This window comes from Campylobacter magnus (assembly GCF_028649595.1).
GTDB classification, from domain to species: domain Bacteria; phylum Campylobacterota; class Campylobacteria; order Campylobacterales; family Campylobacteraceae; genus Campylobacter; species Campylobacter magnus.
Window position 1 is genome coordinate 247152 of the sequence record NZ_JAQSLK010000002.1, and the last position, 18058, is coordinate 265209.

Genomic DNA, 18058 nt, shown 5'->3' on the forward strand with positions numbered 1-18058 from the left:
ATCCGCCGCACGCCTCGATGAATTAAGTATTCTATCATCAGCGCGCGGCGAATAAATTCACCTCACGATCTTGGAGCCGTGTTTTTTATTGCTGCTGCTTTTATCGGCTGGCGGGGCTCTTGGGTGTCTTTGTCCGCCGCGATGCTCCGCAGATTATATATCTAGCGCACGCACCGCGGCGGACAAATTCACCTCAAGTGCCGCGCCTTGTTTTTATTGCCGCTGTCGCGACTGTTAAAATTTTTAAATTCTAGAATTTAAAACTAGAATTTAATGCCAAATTCTAGAATTTAAAAAACACCAAATTCTAGAATTTCACGAAGTGGGCGAATTTTAGAATAGGCGTAGTGTGTTTAAAGGCTAGTAGGTGTACGGCGTAAATAGAACATAAGGTTCATTGAGCCGTGCGCCTACTAGGCTTTAAGCACAATCCGTCACTAATAACAATTCGCAAAAATCAAAGTGCTTTAAAGCTTGCTTCTATAGCTTCGCACGTCGCCTCAATGCTATTTTTGCTGTGCTTCGTGCTAATAAAGCAAGTCTCAAACTGACTAGGGGCAAGGTAAATCCCACGCTTTAGCATAGCTGCGTGAAACTTCGCAAACATCTGTGTATCGCTTTTTAGCGCAATATCGTAGTTTGTAACCTTATTTTCATTAAAGAAAAAGCCCCACATCGTGCCACGATGCTCTGTTTGCAAGGCTATGCCTTTGCGTTTTGCGCTGCTATTCATACATTTTAGTATGCTTTTTACCTTGCTATTTAGTTTTTCATATACATTTGGAGTAGCAAAAATCTTACTAAGTGTAGCAATTCCAGCTGCCATAGCCAGTGGATTTCCACTTAGCGTGCCTGCTTGATACACAGCTCCATCTGGGCTTAGAAGGCTCATTATTTCATCTTTTCCGCCAAAGGCAGCTGCGTTTAGCCCACCGCCAATAACCTTACCAAAAGTAGCTAGGTCAGGCTTGATTTTATTAAACTTATAAGAGCCTGTCATACTTGCTCTAAAGCCACTCATAACTTCATCAAAGATAAGCACAGCACCTTTTTTGCGGCACAAATCTCTAAGCTGGGTCAAAAATGTAAGGCTAGCTGGCACAAGCCCCATATTTCCAGCAATAGGCTCTATTATCACAGCGCCGATATCATCACTTTCATTAAAGCATTTCTCCACGCTAGCAATGTCGTTATAAATAGCTAAATGCGTGTGCTTAGCAAAATCCTCTGGCACGCCAGGCGAGCTTGAGTTTCCAAAGGTGGTTGCGCCTGAACCTGCCTTTACAAGTAGGCTGTCGCTATGTCCGTGGTAGCAGCCCTCAAACTTGATTATTCCATCTTTTTTGCTATAAGCTCTTGCTAGGCGGATAGCACTCATGGTAGCTTCTGTGCCTGAACTTACAAAGCGGATTTTATCAAGGTAGCTGATTTTGCTTAAAATTAGCTTTGCTAGCTGGGTTTCAATCAGCGTTGGAGCCCCAAAGCTAAGTCCTTTTTTCATGGTTTTAGTAATTGCGCCCTCTACGCTTTTATCGCTGTGTCCTAGAAAAAGTGGCCCCCAGCTAAGCACATAGTCAATATACTTTTTGCCCTCTATATCGTAGATAAACTCATCTTTTCCACGCTCAATAAAAATTGGAGAGCCTTTTACACTTTTAAAGGCACGAACAGGCGAGTTTACGCCACCTGGGATGTATTCTTTGGCTTTTTCAAAGGCTTTTTGATTTGTCATTTTTGCTCCTTTTTGGTTTGTAAATACTCATAAAGAGTGAGTATTTCAGCATCTGTTAGAAAATAACTTGGCATCATACCTGTACTTTTATTTATTGATTTTTTAAAGCTTTCAAAATCCATATTGTTTATTTGCGGTGCGCTTAGGCTTAAAGTGCTTAGCTTGCCGTTTTTGGTATCTTTTTGTTTGTAGTTAGCTATTAGCTTGCCTTCGCCATTTTCGCCGTGGCATTTATTACAGCCGATACCTCTGGGATTTTGGTATAGCATGCGAGCGTATTCCATTTTTGAGATAAAGTCCTCAGCATTTAGGGCACAAAACAATAAAAAAATATATAAAAATTTACTCATTTCTAAATTATGCTTAAAAAAAATTCTAGTATCATACGCTTTTTTATATTAAAAGGCGGTTAAGTTAGAAAATTTTGTCTTTTTACGAAATTTTAAAATTCAAATGAGTGCTAGAAGTCTAGCAGTGAGTTAAGGGAATTCTAGAATTCCCATTTTGCTATTTTCTAGGCTCTTTTAGAGTTATTTTTTTAGCTGTGGCTCTTAGTTTGTTAATTTTTTACTCATATATGCAAAATAGAAAAAAACTACACTTATAAATTTAAAAATTTGGGCTAAAACTAACCCAAATTTATTCATATTGATTTATGGTTTTCTTATGATAAATCTAAGAGTCGGACCATCTTGTTCTATAGATAAAACTTCAAAACCGCGGTTTTTTGCATCAACAGGGATAGAGTTTATCGCCTGTGGACAGTCGCAAAGCACCTCTAAGACCTCTCCTTTTTTTAGCTGTGGTAATGCCTCCAAGGTAGCAATCGCTGGCATAGGACAAGCCTCGCCTTGGATATCAAGACTATAAGTTATTTCATAATTAGCTTTCATTAGTAACCTCCTTTTGCAAAAAATCGTTTTTTATAAGCAAAAATCAGTGCAACACAAAGCAATAAAAGTCCAGCATTTAATGTAAGTCCTGGCAAAGAACCAAGCTCATTTAAAAACTGAATCTTTGGACCAGACTTGATCCAATCTGGAATTTGATCATAAATAATTGCTAAAATAGCAGTTCCGGCGAAATTTGCCACACCAACTATCATAAAATGCGTCTGTCCCTCAGCTGCTCTATAAGCCCATCCGCATTCGCAACCTCCTGCAAACACGATACCAAAACCAAATAAAAATGCACCTAAAGCAACAGCAATTGAAAAGCTTCTAACAAAAGCCGAATAACCATTTAACATAAGCACAAAAATTATAAATGTGGCGATAAGCATTCCGTAAAATGCTCCCTTTGCGGCATTATCACGACCAAACAAAAACAAATCGCGAAAGCATGATGTAAAGCATACTTGACCACGAGATATAATAAAACCAAAAATAAGACCGAAGATAAGCCCAAGTGGAAGAAAGCTAGATTTTACTCCTAGTTTAAATGGTTCTGTAACGACAAAAAGATAAACAAGCCAAACAAGCGTAGCAATCAAAATCACCACACCATATCTAAAATGGCGTTTTGCGCGTCCTTTGTCATGCTCGATGCCTTTGCCATTTATACCACATTTTGGGGAGTAGCTTTTGGCATAAAAATTTTTAGCTTACCGACCTTTGTAGCACACCAAATACCAAGCACCATAAACACAGCAAATTCCCAAGTATGCAAAGAAAAATATGGAAGTCCGGTAAAGAAATCAAGCAGATTACAACCAAAAGCAAGTCTAGCACCAAAACCTGAGAGGATACCACCAGCTATAGCTTGAAAGATGCGTATGCGGCTAGCTGGTAGGCGAAATTTAACCTTATTTGCAAAGAGAGCCGCTATCAATGCGCCAATAAACATACCTATAAGCACAAGTCCTTCATAGCGAGTAAGCGGATTGCCTGAGAGATTTGTCATTTTATAATAGCTATATTTGCTAGTATCAAGACCAAAAAGCTCTAAAAACTCACCACCCCAGCGCGTCATCTCACCAGTTACTTGCCAACCAGTACCAAAAAAACCAAAGTAAATAGAAGCTATGATGGCAAGTGCTATCATAGACTTTGCAGTGTCCCAAAAATATATAAGATATTTTTGTTTAAATTGATTTAAGGCAGAAATCATTGATTAACATTTGAAATTGTTATTTGCCAAACTGGCAACTTTAAGAACGCAATTGTAATAAATAAAGAAATTTAATATTACTTAAATAAAACAATTAAATTTGATTTTTATGGTTCAGTCTATTTTTTGGACTAGCTTACAGCCCTTAAAGCATTTTTTTAAAGTGTGCAAGCCCCAAGACATCCTACTACCCAGCTTTTAGGGTACAAAATAATAAAAAAATATAAAAAAAATATAAAAAAAATATAAAAAAAATATAAAAAAAATATATAAAAATTTACTCATTTCTAAATTATGCTTAAAAAAAATTTTGCTATCATACGCTTTTTTTATATTTAAAGGTGGTTAAAATGACAATAATCGATGGCAAGGCGTTAAGCGCAAAAATAAAAGAGAGAGTAAAAAAAGACTGCGAAGAACTAATAGCAAAGGGCATTAAGCCTACTTTGGCTGTGATTTTAGTGGGCGAAGATAAAGCTAGCCAAACATATGTAGCAAGCAAAGAAAAAGCTTGCATCGCTGCTGGCATGGGCTCAGTCATGCACCGCCTAGGCGAGCAAACTACGCAAAATGAGCTTTTAAGCCTAATTGAAGTGCTAAATAAAGATGATAGCATTCATGGAATTCTAGTTCAGCTCCCACTGCCAAAGCACCTTGATACAAACGAAGTTTTAAGACGGATTGATCCTAATAAAGATGTAGATGGCTTTCATGCTCTAAATGTAGGCAAGCTAAACTCAGGGCTAGATGGCTTCGTGCCTTGTACGCCACTTGGTATAATGGAGATTTTTAAAGAATATAATATTGATTTAGTAGGTAAAAACGCTCTAGTAATTGGCCGCTCAAATATAGTTGGCAAACCTATGGCAGCCTTGCTGCTAAATGCAGGTGCGACTGTGACCATCGCTCACTCAAAGACAAAAAATCTAGCTCAAATCTCACGTTCTATGGATATCATCGTAGTAGCTATCGGCAAGCCAAAATTCCTAAGTGCTGATATGGTTGGAGACGGCGCGACTATCATTGATGTAGGTATAAACAGGCTTGATGATGGCTCGCTGTGTGGGGATGCGGACTTTGAGGCTATAAAGAATAAATGTAGCTTCATAACCCCAGTGCCAGGCGGCGTTGGTCCAATGACAATAGCAATGCTGCTATCAAATACCATAAAAAGCGCAAAAAATGAACTCAGGGCATAATTTTCTTTCAAAACTAAGCAAGTTTAGTTCTAGCTGGACTGGCACGATTATTATTGTGCTGTTTTTTATATTTTTTGTGGCGCAAGCCTTTGTGATACCATCAGGGTCTATGAAAAACTCGCTTTTAATCGGTGATTTTCTTTTTGTAAAAAAGTTTAGCTATGGTATGCCTACGCCGCATATCCCGTGGCTGGAGCTGCCAGTAGCGCCTGATTTTAATGGCAATGGGCACCTTTGGGAGGGAAAAAGACCACAGCGTGGCGATATAGTCGTGTTTCGCTATCCAAATGAGCCAAAGATTTATTATGTAAAGCGTCTTTTTGCTGTCTCTGGCGATGAGGTGATTTTTGCCCCAAGGGCTATGTATCTGCGCCCAAATATGAGCGATGATGAAATACGCAAAACTTATGGCGATGAAAATCTTTTTAAAATCGGCGGAAAGTTTTATGTGCGTGAGCCTTATAAAAACCTAGGAATTCACTATGATTCTAGCGAGCGTAAGGATAATTTTGGTGGGCAAGAAATAGATATTTTTAGTATAGCTACGATGTTTGCGGCACAAGGGCGCTTTGCTATGAGCGCTATTTTTGCCCCTGAGTTAGCGCCACTTGATGGGCTTGATTTTAATGCTTTTTATTTTAAAGTAAAAGAAGATGAGTTTTTTATGGTTGGCGATAATAGAGAAAATAGCAATGACAGCCGCTTTTGGGGACCAATAAATTACAAGCATGTAGTAGGCAAGCCGTGGTTTGTCTATTTTAGCTGGGACGGGGACAAAAAAGAAGTTCGCTGGGATAGAGTAGGACGTTTTGTTGATAGCTTAGAAAGTGATGAGAGATATATAAATGCAAGCAAATAAAGTATATTTAGCTAGCGACCACGGCGGATTTAAAGGCAAGGAAATTGCTCTTAAATACTGCAAAGAGCGTGGATTTGATTGCGTAGATCTTGGCTGTAATAGCCCTGAGATTAGCGTTGATTATCCTGATTTTGCAAACGCTCTTGCGGCGAAGTTAGAAAATGATAAAGGGGCTAAGGGAATTCTAGTTTGTGGTTCTGGAATTGGCATAAGTATAGCCGCAAACCGCCACAAACATATACGCTGCGCACTTTGTCACGATGAAAATACTGCTATGCTAAGCAGACTTCATAATGATGCAAACGTGCTAGCATTCTCAGGTCGTTTTAGCGATGAAAAGATGATTATAGCGATGTTGAGAGCCTTTTTTGATACCAAGTTTGAGGGCGGCAGGCATCAAGGGCGCATTGATAAACTTTAAGTTTTGGAGAAAAAATGGTTTTTGATTTTATTTTCTACACTTCTTTGGTGTGTTTGATAGCTTATCTTACGGTTATGGTGTTTTATTATAAAACCTTGCTTGGCAAAGAACGCACAATGAGGGATTTTATGAAAACAAACCTTGATGATACTGAAATCGTCATCCGCAAACTACAAGTTCAGCTTCAAAGAAGTCTTGGAAATATCGATATACTAACCGATGAGCTAAACAAAATCAAAGGCGATGTAACAAACCTAAGGACTAGAAACTCTCAATACCGCCTAGAAAATGATAAGCTAAATCAGCATATTAAAGAGCTTGAGGGCAAAATCGAAGCCTTGCTATAAGGTTATCTTCGGCTTTTTTGCTTTGCACCCGATGGGTGGTGCTTTTTACTTTGGCGGTGCTCGATGAATTAAGCATTCTATCTTCGCACCGCCAAAGCAAAAATCACTCAAAAATCCTAATCTTGGGTTGAGAGTTTTGGAATTCCTAGGACAGAATTTTTGGACGGAATTTAGAATTCCTAGGATAGAATTTAGAATTCCTAGGTAAAATTCTAGAATTCCTAAGGATAAAATCTAGAATTCCTAGTATAAAAAAGGACAAAAATGACATTTAGCGAGCAATTAGAAAAAGACATTAGAGTTATACCAGATTTTCCAAAGCCTGGAATTTTATTTCGTGATATAACCACGCTTTTAAACGATGCGCAGGCCTTTGCTAGACTGCTTGATTATCTAGAATCTTGCTACAAAAATAGCGATATTGATTTTATCGCTGGGATTGAGAGTAGGGGCTTTATCTTTGGTGCTGCGCTTGCTAGCAGGCTCTGCCTTGGCTTTGTGCCTATTCGCAAAGCTGGCAAACTGCCTTGTGCTACTTTTAAAGAGAGTTATGAGCTAGAATACGGCTCTGCTACGATTGAGATTCACAAAGACGCGTTTAGAGGGCAAAAGGACGCAAAAGTGCTTTTAATAGATGATTTGCTAGCCACCGGCGGTACAGCCACAGCTGCTTGCAAGCTAGTAAAAAACGTAGGCGCAAAAGTGGTTGAAGCCTGCTTTATCATAGAACTAACAGAGCTTGGCGGTGCTAGCAAGCTAAGAGCGCTTTGTGATGTTTATAGTATATTAAAATTATAAAGGCTTGAAATGCAAGAGTTTTTTACCGGACTTTTTGAGACTTATCCTAGTTGGGTTTATCTCATTGTGTTTTTTTGGTGTATTTTAGAAGGTGAGCTAGCACTCATTTTAGCTGGCATTGCTGCGCACTCTGGCGGGGTAAATTTGGGGCTTGTTATTTTTATAGCTGGGCTTGGTGGCTTTTGTGGGGATCAAATATATTTTTACATCGGTCGCTATAACAAAAAATATATCCAAAAAAAGCTAGCTAGTCAGCGTACGAAGTTTGCCATAGCGCATGTCTTGCTTCAAAAATACGGCTGGCCGGTGATTTTTGTGCAGCGTTATCTTTATGGCTTTCGCACGGTGATACCGATGAGCATAGGCGTTACTCGCTATTCTAGCATTAAGTTTGCTATTATAAATTTAATTAGTGCTTGGGTTTGGGCGGCGATTACGATTTTGCTAGCTTGGTATTTTGGCGATGAGATTTGGATAGTGATTCACTGGATAGAAAAACACTGGTATTTTGGCGTACCGCTGCTAATAATGGTTGCTGCTAGCGTGGTGCTAACATTCAAAAAAATAGAATCAAACATGCTTAAAAAAAGGGAGTTAAGAAAAAATGAAAATAGAATTAAGTAAAGCAAAAAGCGATTATGAAATAATCTTGCTTGAAAAAGATGAGATTAAAACAGCGGCTGATTTTAAAGACTTTGACTTTTATGATTACAAGGGTGAGGGGCTTTTAAATCTAAGTGAGAAAAGGCGCATTTATTCTGCTATTAAAAAGCGTGATTTTAACGCTATTGCAAATGCCGCCTCAGCTGCAATACGCGCTATCTCAAAGCTAAAAATCAAAAGTGCCAAGCTTTGCTTTGATTTTAAAAGCGAGTGCGAGCTAAAAGCTGCGGTGCAGGGAATTTTGCTAGGTGCTTATAGCTATGAAAAATACAAAAGTGATAAAAAGCCAAAAAACTTAGAAAAAGTGCTAATTGATACTAATTTAAAAGGTACAGAGCAAATTCTAGCTAATTGTGAAATTCTAAGTGAGAGTGTGAATTTCGTGCGTGATATAGTAAATGAAATACCAGCTATTTACACGCCTGAGCGTATGGCAAAGGATGCGTGTGACTTAGCCAAAAATAGCAAAGTGCTAAAATGTGAAGTTTTAGGCGAGAGTGAGCTAAAAAAAGAGAAAATGAACGCTATGCTAGCTGTAGCAAACGCTAGTCCACACGAGCCAAAACTAATTCATCTTAGCTACAAACCAAAAGGCGCAAAGCTAAAGGTCTGCTTTGTAGGTAAGGGCGTGACCTACGATACTGGCGGACTTAGCTTAAAGCCAAGTGATTATATGCTAAGTATGAAAGCTGATAAAAGTGGCGCAGCAGCAGCTCTTGGTATAATCAAAGCTGCTAGCGAGCTTGGAATTGCCTTAGAAATTCACTCAGTGCTAGGCTGCGTAGAAAACGCAATAGGCAGCAAGGCTTATAAGCCTGATGATGTGCTAATTGCCAAAAATGGCGTTAGCATAGAGGTGCGAAATACAGACGCAGAAGGTCGCCTCGTGCTAGCTGACACGCTAGCGTGGGCGCAAGAAAACATTAAGCCTGATTTTATCATTGACCTAGCTACTTTAACAGGGGCTTGTGTAGTAGGCGTAGGGGAGTATACAAGCGCTATAATGGGCAATAACTACGAGCTACAAAGTGATTTTTATAAAGCGGCAAAAACTAGTGGAGAGTTTTTTAGTATTTTAGAGTTTAATGAGCATTTAGCTGAGCATATAAAAAGTGATATCGCTGATGTCTCAAACGCTGCTAATACTCGCTATGGCGGGGCTCTCACAGCTGGGTTATTTCTAGATAAGTTTATAAAAGATGAGTATAAAGACAAATGGCTACACCTTGATATAGCAGGGCCTGCTTTTGTAAGCAAGGCTTGGGGGCTAAATCCAGCAGGTGGCTCTGGGGCTGGGGTTAGAGCCTGCGTGGCGTTTTTAGAGAGTTTGGGGAGCAAATAATGGGACTAGCAGTAGGAATAGTAGGTTTGCCAAATGTGGGCAAAAGCACGACATTTAATGCTCTAACAAAGGCTAGTAACGCTCAGGCTGCAAACTATCCTTTTTGTACCATTGAGCCAAATAAGGCTGTGGTAGAAGTGCCTGATGCACGTCTTGATGAGCTAGCAAAAATCGTAGAGCCAAAGCGAATTATGCACTCTCAGGTGGAGTTTGTAGATATCGCTGGGCTTGTAAAAGGTGCTAGCAAGGGCGAGGGACTTGGAAATAAATTTCTAGCAAATATTAGAGAGTGTGAAGTGCTACTTCATATCGTGCGCTGCTTTGATGATAGTAATATCACGCATGTAGAAGGGCATACTGATCCAGTGCGAGATGCTGAAATAATAGAAACTGAGCTAATCTTGGCTGATATGGAGCAACTAAATAAAAAAATAGAAAAACTTGCCAGAGAGGCAAAATCTGGGGCAAACAAAGAAGCAAAGGCTAGCTTGGAGTGCGCAAATGCGCTTTTAGAGCATTTAAATGCTGGCAAAAAGGCTAGTAGCTTTGATGGTGGAGATGTTTTTGAAAGTCTTAATAAAGAGCTAAGACTGCTTTCAGCAAAAGAGATGATATACGGCGCAAATGTAGATGAAGATGGGCTTTCAAGCGATAATGAATATGTAAAAGCGATAAAAGCTCACGCAGCAGAAAATAACGCGCAAGTTATCAAGCTTTGTGCTAAGATTGAAGAAGATTTAGTAGGTATGAGCGATGAGGAAGCCAAAGAGCTTTTGGCTGGGATGGGAGCAGATGAGAGTGGATTGGAGCTTATAATAAAAGCTGCCTTTGCTAAGCTTGGGCTTATTAGCTACTTTACAGCAGGTGTGCAAGAGGTGCGTAGCTGGACTATAAAGCGTGGCTGGCTAGCCCCAAAAGCGGCAAGTGTCATTCACAATGACTTTGAAAAAGGCTTTATCAAAGCTGAGGTAATAAGCTATGAAGACTTTGTAGCGTGTAAGGGCGAAGCTGGTGCAAAAGAAGCTGGCAAACTACGCATAGAAGGTAAGGAATACGAAGTAAAAGACGGAGATGTGATGCATTTTAGATTTAATGTGTAGGGAATTCTAGAATTCCTTAGGTATTTTTGGGAATTCTAGAAATAAAAATTCAAGGGTTATAAAACAAATAGATATCATTTGCGATTTTTATCAAATACAGCTGATCGCCCCCGAATTTAGGAGTGATTGTAGCTAAATAAAGGGCAATTTCAAGGGAATTTTTAATAAATTTATAAAAAGGGTAAAAATGAAAAGCACGCTTGAGGTATTTGAGAGCATTCTTAGCAAAAATGATAAAGCTGCGGCAAAAATAAGAGCTGATTTTAACGCTAGGGGCTTACTGGCGATGAATCTAATGAGTAGCCCAGGTGCTGGCAAAACCACGCTTTTAGAGCGCACGATAAAAGAGCTTGGCAAAAAGAGCGTAAAAATCGGCGTGGTGGAGGGCGATTTGGAGACAAACAAAGACGCTGATCGCATCATAGTGGCCGGCGCAAAAGCCTACCAAATCACCACCGGCCAAAGCTGCCATTTAGATGCTGATATGGTAAAGGTGGGGCTTGATAATTTGCCGCTTGATAAGCTTGATTTGCTCTTTGTAGAAAATGTGGGAAATCTTGTCTGTCCTGCTAGCTATGATGTGGGGACGCACGCAAATGTCGTGCTTCTAAGCGTGCCAGAAGGCGATGATAAAATCCCAAAATACCCTGTGATGTTTCGCCGCAGCGACCTTGTGATTATCACAAAAGTTAGTTTAATAGAGCATTTTGATTTTAGCATAGAGCGTGCTAAAAGCGAGCTAGCAAAGCTAAATCCGCTCTCAAAACTCATCACACTTGATAGCAAAACCGGCGAGGGCTTTGAGGCGTGGATAGAGTTTATCGCTGAGCAAAAAGCCTTGCTGAAAAAGTAAATTTCTAGGGAATTCTAGAATTCCTAAATAAAATCTAGAATTCCTATCACTAGGGAATTCTAGAATTCCCTAGTATCTTTTTTCTTGGGGGTGCGGGGGTTTTCTTTTTTATATTTTCTAGGAATTTTAGAATTTGGAATTTCAAAAATTCCGCCAGTGTTTTGGAATTCCAAATATTTTTAAATCTAAAATTCCTAGGAATTTTAGTTTGGAATTCCAAGCATCATAAATTTAAGTTATATTTTGATTTATTTAGTTAAAATTGCCTTTTAAAAATTTAATACCGCTCAGGAGGTCAATGATGGCTTTTGATTTGGCTAAAAAAGCAAAAATAGTTGCGAAATTCGCTAGAAAAAGTAATGCTCTATAAATTCCCTAAAAATCAGCCTTTCATAGCTCTTCTTAGCTACGATACCCCAGAGCAAAATATCATCACTCACCCCAAAGACGCAAAGAAATTTGGCATAGAATTTAAACTAAATGTAAAAAAAGCTAGCCCCATAAATCATTTTATAAAAAAATATCCAATAGACTTTGATACATACAAAAAAAGCTTTGATAAAGTCATAAATCATCAAAAAAACGGAGATAGTTATCTTTTAAATTTATGTTTTTCTACTAAGATAGAAACAAATTTAAGTTTAAAAGATATATTTGAGCATACAAAGGGCGAAGCTATTATCTATAAAAAAGATGATTTTGTCTGCTTCAGCCCTGAGCCTTTTGTTACTATAAAAGATGGTTTTATCCATGCTTTTCCTATGAAAGGCACGATAAACGCAGCACTTCCAAAAGCCAAAGAAATGCTTTTAACGATCCAAAAGAGTTTAGCGAATCAGCTATGATGCTAGATCTCATGAGAAATGATCTTGGCGCCATCTCCACTGAGGTTAAAGTAGAGAGTTTTAGATACATACAAAAAGTAGCGCAGCTATATCAAACTAGCTCACACATTAGCGCAAAGCTAAAAAAAGGGATAAGTTTTGATGAGATTTTCTCTAGCTTGCTTCCAGCAGGTAGCATAACAGGGACGCCAAAGCAAGAGACAATGAGCATCATCAAAGAGTGCGAAAGAGAGCCCAGGGGATTTTATACAGGAGTTTTTATATATTTTGACGGAGTAGTTTGCCAAAGCTTTGTTATGATAAGGTTTGTCAAAGAGCGCTCTGATGGGCTGTATTTTTTCAGCGGTGGAGGTATTACGGTAATGAGTGAGGCAAAAAAGGAGTATGATGAACTCATCCAAAAAGTCTATTTTCCTTTTTGAGACTATAAAAATTCAAAACGGTAATGTTTTAAATTTAGATTTTCACATCAAAAGAGCTCAAAATTCCGTCTTAAACGAGCTTAAATTTGACTTTGCAAAGGTCTTAAAGCCAAAAACAGACGGAATTTACAGGGCCAAAGTGATATATGATGAAAACGGCGAGCTTGTAAGCGTAGAGTATTTTCCATACAAAATGCGTGATTTTTACGAGTTCAAGCTAGTAAATATAAGCTTTAGCTACGATAAAAAATATCTAGATAGAAGCGACATAGACAAAGCTAAAAGCGGCTTTGATGAGATAATTATGATGAAAAACTCTCTCATAACAGACACTAGCATAGCGAATTTAGCTATTTTTGATGAGAGCTTAGGTCTGTGGCTTACTCCAAAAACTCCACTTTTAAAAGGCACTTCAAGACAAAGGCTACTTCAAAACGGCTTTTTAAAACCAAAAGACATAAGTAAAAATGAGCTCTTGAACGCTAAAAAGATCGCTTTAATGAACGCTATGATAGGCTTTGTAGAGTTAGATAAATTTAAAATAATATAAAAAAAGAATGTATTTTGCTAGAAAATTTTTTAAAATTTTAGATCAATAACAAATTTATTCGAAGTTGTGTGTTGCGTCTATATTTTTTAAATTCTAGAATTCTAGAATTTTAGAATTTAAGGAATTCTAGAATTTGAAATCCTAGTTTGGAATTTCAAAATTTAGATATTTTCTTGGGGGTACGGGGGTTTTTATAGAGATTGTCCGGTAAAGCCGGACAATGACACAAGGCTTAGGAATTCTAGTTTGGAATTCTAGAATTTAAGGAATTCTAGAATTTGAAATTCCAAAATTAAATTTTGTTTCCAAAAAGTTATTAAGCATTTTTATAATTCGCTCGCAATTTATAAAAAAGGAGCGAAAATGCTTAAAAAAACTTTACTTTCAGGTCTTGGTGCAGCTGTGATTTGCGCTAGTGCAAGTGCTGCTAGTCTTACTGGTGTGGGGGCGACTTTCCCTATGCCAATTTACAAAGAACTCTCAAAAATCTACTATGAACAAACTAAAAATGAGGTAAGCTACTCAGGTGGTGGCTCAGGCAAGGGGATTGCTAGCATAAGCGCAAAAAATGGCGACTTTGGCGGTAGTGATGAGCCCTTAACGCAAGAGGTATTAAAAGAAAAAAATCTAGTTCAGTTTCCAGCTGTGATTGGGGCTGTTGTGCTTGGATATAATCTAGATGGTATTAAAGATCTACGCCTTGATCCTAGCACCTTAGCGATGATTTATAGCGGTGAGATTACAAAATGGAATAATATGAAAATCAAAGCTCTAAATCCTAGCATAAAGCTGCCAAACGCTGATATAATCGTAATAGTGCGCAGTGATGCTAGTGGAACTACATTTAACTTCACAAACTACCTAGCAAATGATGAAAAGTGGAAATATAAATACGGCGTAGCAAAAAGCATAAATTGGGAAGCAAAAGTAACGCCAGTCGCCTCAAATCCGCTAATGGCTACTATGATAGAAAAAACGCCTTTTAGTATAGGATATTTAGAGTATTCTTATGCTAAAAACATGAATCTAGCTAGCCTAAAAAACTCTGAAAATGAGTATATTGCGCCAAGCCCAGCAAGCTTTGGGGTAGCTAGCAAAAATGCTAAATTTACTAGCGAAAATGGCTTTTACAAAATTCTTACAAACGCTAGTGGCAAGGGGTCGTATCCGCTAGTTGCAGCTAGTTTTATTTTACTACATAAAGAGGGCAAAAATAATAAAGAAGTAGCGAAGTTTTTTAACTGGGCTATGAGTGATGAAAAGGCGCTAAATGCTACAAGAAAGCTAGGCTATGAGCCAATTGATGAAAATACAGCAAAAGCGATAAAAGAGTATTTGGATAAACAATAATAACAAATAAGAACAAACAATGAAAGAGCTTAGTTTTAAGGTTCTAATTCGCTTTGGAGCGTATTTTGTAGTGTTTTTGGCACTGCTACTTTTTGCGGTGCTAGTTTTTAAATCAAGTGCTACATTTAAAAGCTTTGGGATAGGATTTATTTTTGATAGTGTGTGGGATGTTAATAAAGGGCATTTTGGCGGCGGGGCTGCTATTTATGCTACCTTGCTTAGCACTGCCTTGGCGATGATTTTTGCCCTGCCAGTAGCACTTGGGGTTGGAGTTTTTCTTACTCACATTTTGGCTAAAAGATTTAGAGCGTTTTTTAGCATTTGTATAGAGCTTTTAGCGGCGATTCCCAGTATCATTTATGGTATGTGGGGATTTTTATATTTTGTGCCCTTAGTTGGCTCTATTTTTGGTGGCTCTGGTGTAGGTTTGCTCGCTAGTGCTGGCGTGCTTGCTATTATGATTTTACCTTTGATAGCCTGTGTTAGCAAAGATGCGATAAACGCTGTGCCAAAAAGCGTGGTAGAATCAGCTTACGCACTTGGTGCTACAAGGGCTCAGGTGCTATGCCAAGTAGTCCTACCTCGCGCTAAAACTGGAATTTTAGCCGGTGCGATTTTAGCCCTAGCAAGGGCTCTTGGTGAGACTATGGCGGTGGTTTTTTTAATGGGTGGAGTGCTAAAAGTTCAGCCAAGCTTGGTTGAACCTGCTAGTTCTATTGCGCTAACTATCGCTTTACAATTTGGCGAAGCTATGACAAACCCAGCGCATGAGAGCGCATTATTTGCTTTGGCTTTTATTTTGTTTGTGATTTCTGCGCTTTGTTCAAGTGGAGTAAGATATGTTTTTAAATAATGAGATAAAAAATAATATTTTTACCGCACTTTGCGTGCTTTTTGGGCTTGCTGGAGTGGGTTTTTTGCTTATTATCATCTGCTCGCTTATATACAAAGGCATTTTGGGGCTAAGTCCCGCGATTTTTACCTTGCCTACTGCTTTTGGTGGGCTAGCAAATGCTATTTTAGGACAGATTATTTTAGTTTTTATGGCTAGTGTTTTTGGGCTGTTTATCGGCTCTTTTGCTGGTATTTACATAAGCGAATACTCAAAAAACAAGGCTGTAAAAAACGGCCTAATCTGCGTGATAGAAATTTTACTTAGCACACCTAGCATTATTGTTGGTGTGTTTATTTATGCGATTTTTGTTAGCACTTTTGGCTCTTATTCTGGCATAGCTGGCTCGCTAGCTTTGGGCTTTATCATGCTTTGTGTGGTGGCAAAGACCTTTTTTGAAGCACTTGGTTCGGTTGATCCTAAGCTAAAAGAAGCTAGCTACGCACTTGGGGCTAGTAAAAGGCAGGTGATAATGAGTGTGATGATGGCAAATGCAAGACCTGCGCTTATAACAGGCGTGATTTTGGGTGTTGCTAGGATAGCAGGTGAGAGTGCGCCATTATTATTTACAAATGCTAATAATGATTTTTTTAGCTTTGATATTTTTAGCTCGCTGCCAAGTCTAAGTGTAAGCATTTATGAGTTTAGCCTAAGTAGTGATGAGGCACTTAGAAATGCTGCGTGGAGCGGGGCATTGCTACTACTTATCATGGTGCTTGGAGCAAATATTATTAGTAAAATTATGTTTTTAAAAAGAAAATAAAGGAAAAACAATGAATAGAAGAAATTTTATTAAAACAGCAGCGCTAACTAGCTGCGCTAGTTTTTTTGTGCCATCACTAATGGCTAAAACGCAAGATAAAAATGCACTCTTAGGCTTTAAGGCAATAGATATAAATACAAAAGATGCGTTTGTGGTGCCTGAGGGCTATGAGGCTAGGCCGCTTATTTCGTGGGGAGATCCGCTATTTTCACAGGCAAGTGAGTATGATGAAAGTAAAAATATAAATGAAAACGCTATACAAAATGCTAATTTTGTAATGGGCGATAATAATGATGGTATGTTTATGTTTGAGCTTGAAAATAACAGAGCTTTAATAGCTGTAAATAATGAGTATATAAATCCTGAAATAATGTTTAATCACAAAGGCAAAAATATAAGCCTAAGTGATGTAAGGTATATGCAAAATTCTTGCGGAGTTAGTATATTTGAGGTAAAAAGGCTAGAAAATGGCTTTTATGAGTTAGTAAAAGATAGCAAATATAACCGCAGAATCACAGCCCATACTGCTATGAGAATTTCAGGTCCAGCAAAAGGCGATGAAAAACTAAAAACAAAAGCTGATAAAAAAGGCGAGCTAGTACATGGCACTATAAATAACTGCGCTAGTGGCAAGACACCTTGGGGGACTTATTTAACTTGCGAAGAAAACTTTAATGATTTTTTTGATGCTAGCGCAGAGTTTAGTCAAGATGCCGCGCAAAAAAGATATGGAATTCAAAAAGGTGCTGGCGAGTATGGCTGGAGCCTTGATGAGAGATTTGATGTATCAAAAAATCCAAATGAGCCAAACCGCTTTGGCTGGGTTGTAGAAATAGACCCATATAATCCAAACTCTATGCCTGTTAAAAAAACAGCCCTTGGTAGATTTAAACACGAAAATGCCGAGGTAGTGCTAGATAAAAGCTCTCATGTAGTAGTATATATGGGCGATGATGAAAAAAATGAGTTTATATATAAATTTGTCTCAAAAAATAAATATGACGGCAAAGCAAGAAATCTTTTAGATGAAGGCACTTTGTATGTAGCAAAATTTCATGGCAAAGTAGGGGATAATAAAGGCAGTGGCGAGTGGATAGAGCTAGTACATGGTAAAAATGGGCTTGATGACAAAAATGGCTTTAACTCACAAGCTGATGTGCTAATAAACGCAAGACTTGCAGCTAGCATAGTAGGTGCTACGCCTATGGATAGACCTGAGTGGGTAGCAGCTGACCCAAACTCTGATTTTGTCTATGTTACGCTTACAAATAACGACAAAAGAGAAGAGCCAAATGCCCCAAATCCTAGAAAAAATAATATCTACGGACATATTTTGCGCTTTGTAAATGATGGCTCACACATAAATACTAAGTTTAGTTGGGATATATTTTTGTTAGCTGGTAATGAACCATTTAGCGACACAGGTGCTAGCAAAAATATAAATAAAGATAATATCTTTAATAGTCCAGATGGATTAAAGTTTGATAAATATAGTAGGCTTTGGATACAAACAGATGGCAAATACAGCAATAAAGGCGCATATGCTAATATGGGCAATAACCAAATGCTTTGTGCTGATCCGCTAAGTGGAGAAATAAGAAGATTTTTAAGTGGGCCTATTGCTTGTGAAATTACTGGTGTAATTATCAGCGATGATTGTAAAACAATGCTAGTAGGCGTCCAACACCCTGGCGAAAAAGGCGCAAATAGCACCTTCCCTTATGGCAAAACACCAAGAAGCACAATTATGCAAATAAGAAAGCTTGATGGCAGAATTTTGGGCTCTTAAATTTTTGGCTCTTAAATTCTAGGC

Annotated in this window: 17 protein-coding genes and 2 pseudogenes; 15 read left to right on the top strand and 4 right to left on the bottom strand. The window is 38.4% G+C overall.

Annotation, left to right across the window (positions count from 1 at the left end):
- Nucleotides 1–457: 457 nt before the first annotated feature.
- The 4 genes and pseudogenes from hemL to yedE form a co-directional block, all read right to left on the bottom strand.
- Entirely contained in the window at nucleotides 458–1732 is a 1275-nt protein-coding gene (gene hemL / locus PTQ34_RS03740; protein ID WP_273932183.1) for a glutamate-1-semialdehyde 2,1-aminomutase, read from the bottom strand.
- A complete protein-coding gene (locus PTQ34_RS03745; RefSeq protein ID WP_273932185.1) occupies nucleotides 1729–2082 on the bottom strand; it encodes a c-type cytochrome in 354 nt (117 codons plus the stop codon). Before PTQ34_RS03745 ends, hemL begins: the two co-directional genes overlap by 4 nt.
- Before the next feature lie 303 nt (nucleotides 2083–2385).
- On the bottom strand, nucleotides 2386–2625 hold the full coding sequence (yedF, locus tag PTQ34_RS03750) for a sulfurtransferase-like selenium metabolism protein YedF (RefSeq protein WP_059432293.1): 240 nt from the start codon (nucleotides 2623–2625) through the stop codon (nucleotides 2386–2388).
- A pseudogene (yedE, locus tag PTQ34_RS03755) lies at nucleotides 2625–3841 on the bottom strand (selenium metabolism membrane protein YedE/FdhT). The gene yedF and the pseudogene yedE overlap by 1 nt, the downstream one beginning before the upstream one ends.
- 350 nt (nucleotides 3842–4191) lie before the next feature.
- On the opposite strand from yedE, the gene folD reads away from it, so the two are divergent.
- The 15 genes and pseudogenes from folD (at nucleotide 4192) to PTQ34_RS03830 (ending at nucleotide 18034) form a co-directional block, all read left to right on the top strand.
- Complete coding sequence (gene folD, locus PTQ34_RS03760) at nucleotides 4192–5040, top strand: bifunctional methylenetetrahydrofolate dehydrogenase/methenyltetrahydrofolate cyclohydrolase FolD (protein ID WP_273932187.1); 849 nt, start codon at nucleotides 4192–4194, stop codon at nucleotides 5038–5040.
- Nucleotides 5024–5899 (top strand): signal peptidase I, encoded by an 876-nt coding sequence (gene lepB, locus PTQ34_RS03765; RefSeq protein ID WP_273932188.1) that lies wholly within the window; start codon nucleotides 5024–5026, stop codon nucleotides 5897–5899. Before folD ends, lepB begins: the two co-directional genes overlap by 17 nt.
- Entirely contained in the window at nucleotides 5886–6320 is a 435-nt protein-coding gene (gene rpiB / locus PTQ34_RS03770; RefSeq protein ID WP_273932189.1) for a ribose 5-phosphate isomerase B, read from the top strand. The genes lepB and rpiB overlap by 14 nt, the downstream gene beginning before the upstream one ends.
- Nucleotides 6321–6334: 14 nt before the next feature.
- Entirely contained in the window at nucleotides 6335–6667 is a 333-nt protein-coding gene (locus PTQ34_RS03775; protein WP_273929791.1) for a hypothetical protein, read from the top strand.
- Nucleotides 6668–6931: 264 nt separating this feature from the next.
- Nucleotides 6932–7465, top strand: coding sequence for an adenine phosphoribosyltransferase (locus tag PTQ34_RS03780; RefSeq protein ID WP_273932190.1), 534 nt, complete (start codon nucleotides 6932–6934; stop codon nucleotides 7463–7465).
- Nucleotides 7466–7474: 9 nt separating this feature from the next.
- Entirely contained in the window at nucleotides 7475–8089 is a 615-nt protein-coding gene (locus PTQ34_RS03785) for a DedA family protein (RefSeq protein ID WP_273929789.1), read from the top strand.
- On the top strand, nucleotides 8070–9470 hold the full coding sequence (locus tag PTQ34_RS03790) for a leucyl aminopeptidase (protein ID WP_273932192.1): 1401 nt from the start codon (nucleotides 8070–8072) through the stop codon (nucleotides 9468–9470). The genes PTQ34_RS03785 and PTQ34_RS03790 overlap by 20 nt, the downstream gene beginning before the upstream one ends.
- Entirely contained in the window at nucleotides 9470–10570 is a 1101-nt protein-coding gene (gene ychF / locus PTQ34_RS03795; protein ID WP_273932193.1) for a redox-regulated ATPase YchF, read from the top strand. The genes PTQ34_RS03790 and ychF overlap by 1 nt, the downstream gene beginning before the upstream one ends.
- A 187-nt stretch (nucleotides 10571–10757) precedes the next feature.
- Nucleotides 10758–11423 (top strand): hydrogenase nickel incorporation protein HypB, encoded by a 666-nt coding sequence (gene hypB / locus PTQ34_RS03800; protein WP_273932194.1) that lies wholly within the window; start codon nucleotides 10758–10760, stop codon nucleotides 11421–11423.
- A gap of 359 nt (nucleotides 11424–11782) precedes the next feature.
- A pseudogene (locus PTQ34_RS03805) lies at nucleotides 11783–12690 on the top strand (aminodeoxychorismate synthase component I).
- On the top strand, nucleotides 12656–13240 hold the full coding sequence (locus PTQ34_RS03810; protein WP_273932195.1) for an aminotransferase class IV: 585 nt from the start codon (nucleotides 12656–12658) through the stop codon (nucleotides 13238–13240). The pseudogene PTQ34_RS03805 and the gene PTQ34_RS03810 overlap by 35 nt, the downstream one beginning before the upstream one ends.
- Nucleotides 13241–13603: 363 nt before the next feature.
- Nucleotides 13604–14590 (top strand): phosphate ABC transporter substrate-binding protein PstS, encoded by a 987-nt coding sequence (gene pstS, locus PTQ34_RS03815; protein WP_273932196.1) that lies wholly within the window; start codon nucleotides 13604–13606, stop codon nucleotides 14588–14590.
- 19 nt (nucleotides 14591–14609) lie between these two features.
- Nucleotides 14610–15443 (top strand): phosphate ABC transporter permease subunit PstC, encoded by an 834-nt coding sequence (gene pstC, locus PTQ34_RS03820; protein ID WP_273932197.1) that lies wholly within the window; start codon nucleotides 14610–14612, stop codon nucleotides 15441–15443.
- Nucleotides 15430–16245 (top strand): phosphate ABC transporter permease PstA, encoded by an 816-nt coding sequence (pstA, locus tag PTQ34_RS03825; protein ID WP_273932198.1) that lies wholly within the window; start codon nucleotides 15430–15432, stop codon nucleotides 16243–16245. The genes pstC and pstA overlap by 14 nt, the downstream gene beginning before the upstream one ends.
- 10 nt (nucleotides 16246–16255) lie before the next feature.
- A complete protein-coding gene (locus PTQ34_RS03830; RefSeq protein WP_273932199.1) occupies nucleotides 16256–18034 on the top strand; it encodes a PhoX family protein in 1779 nt (592 codons plus the stop codon).
- The last annotated feature ends 24 nt before the right edge of the window (nucleotides 18035–18058 follow it).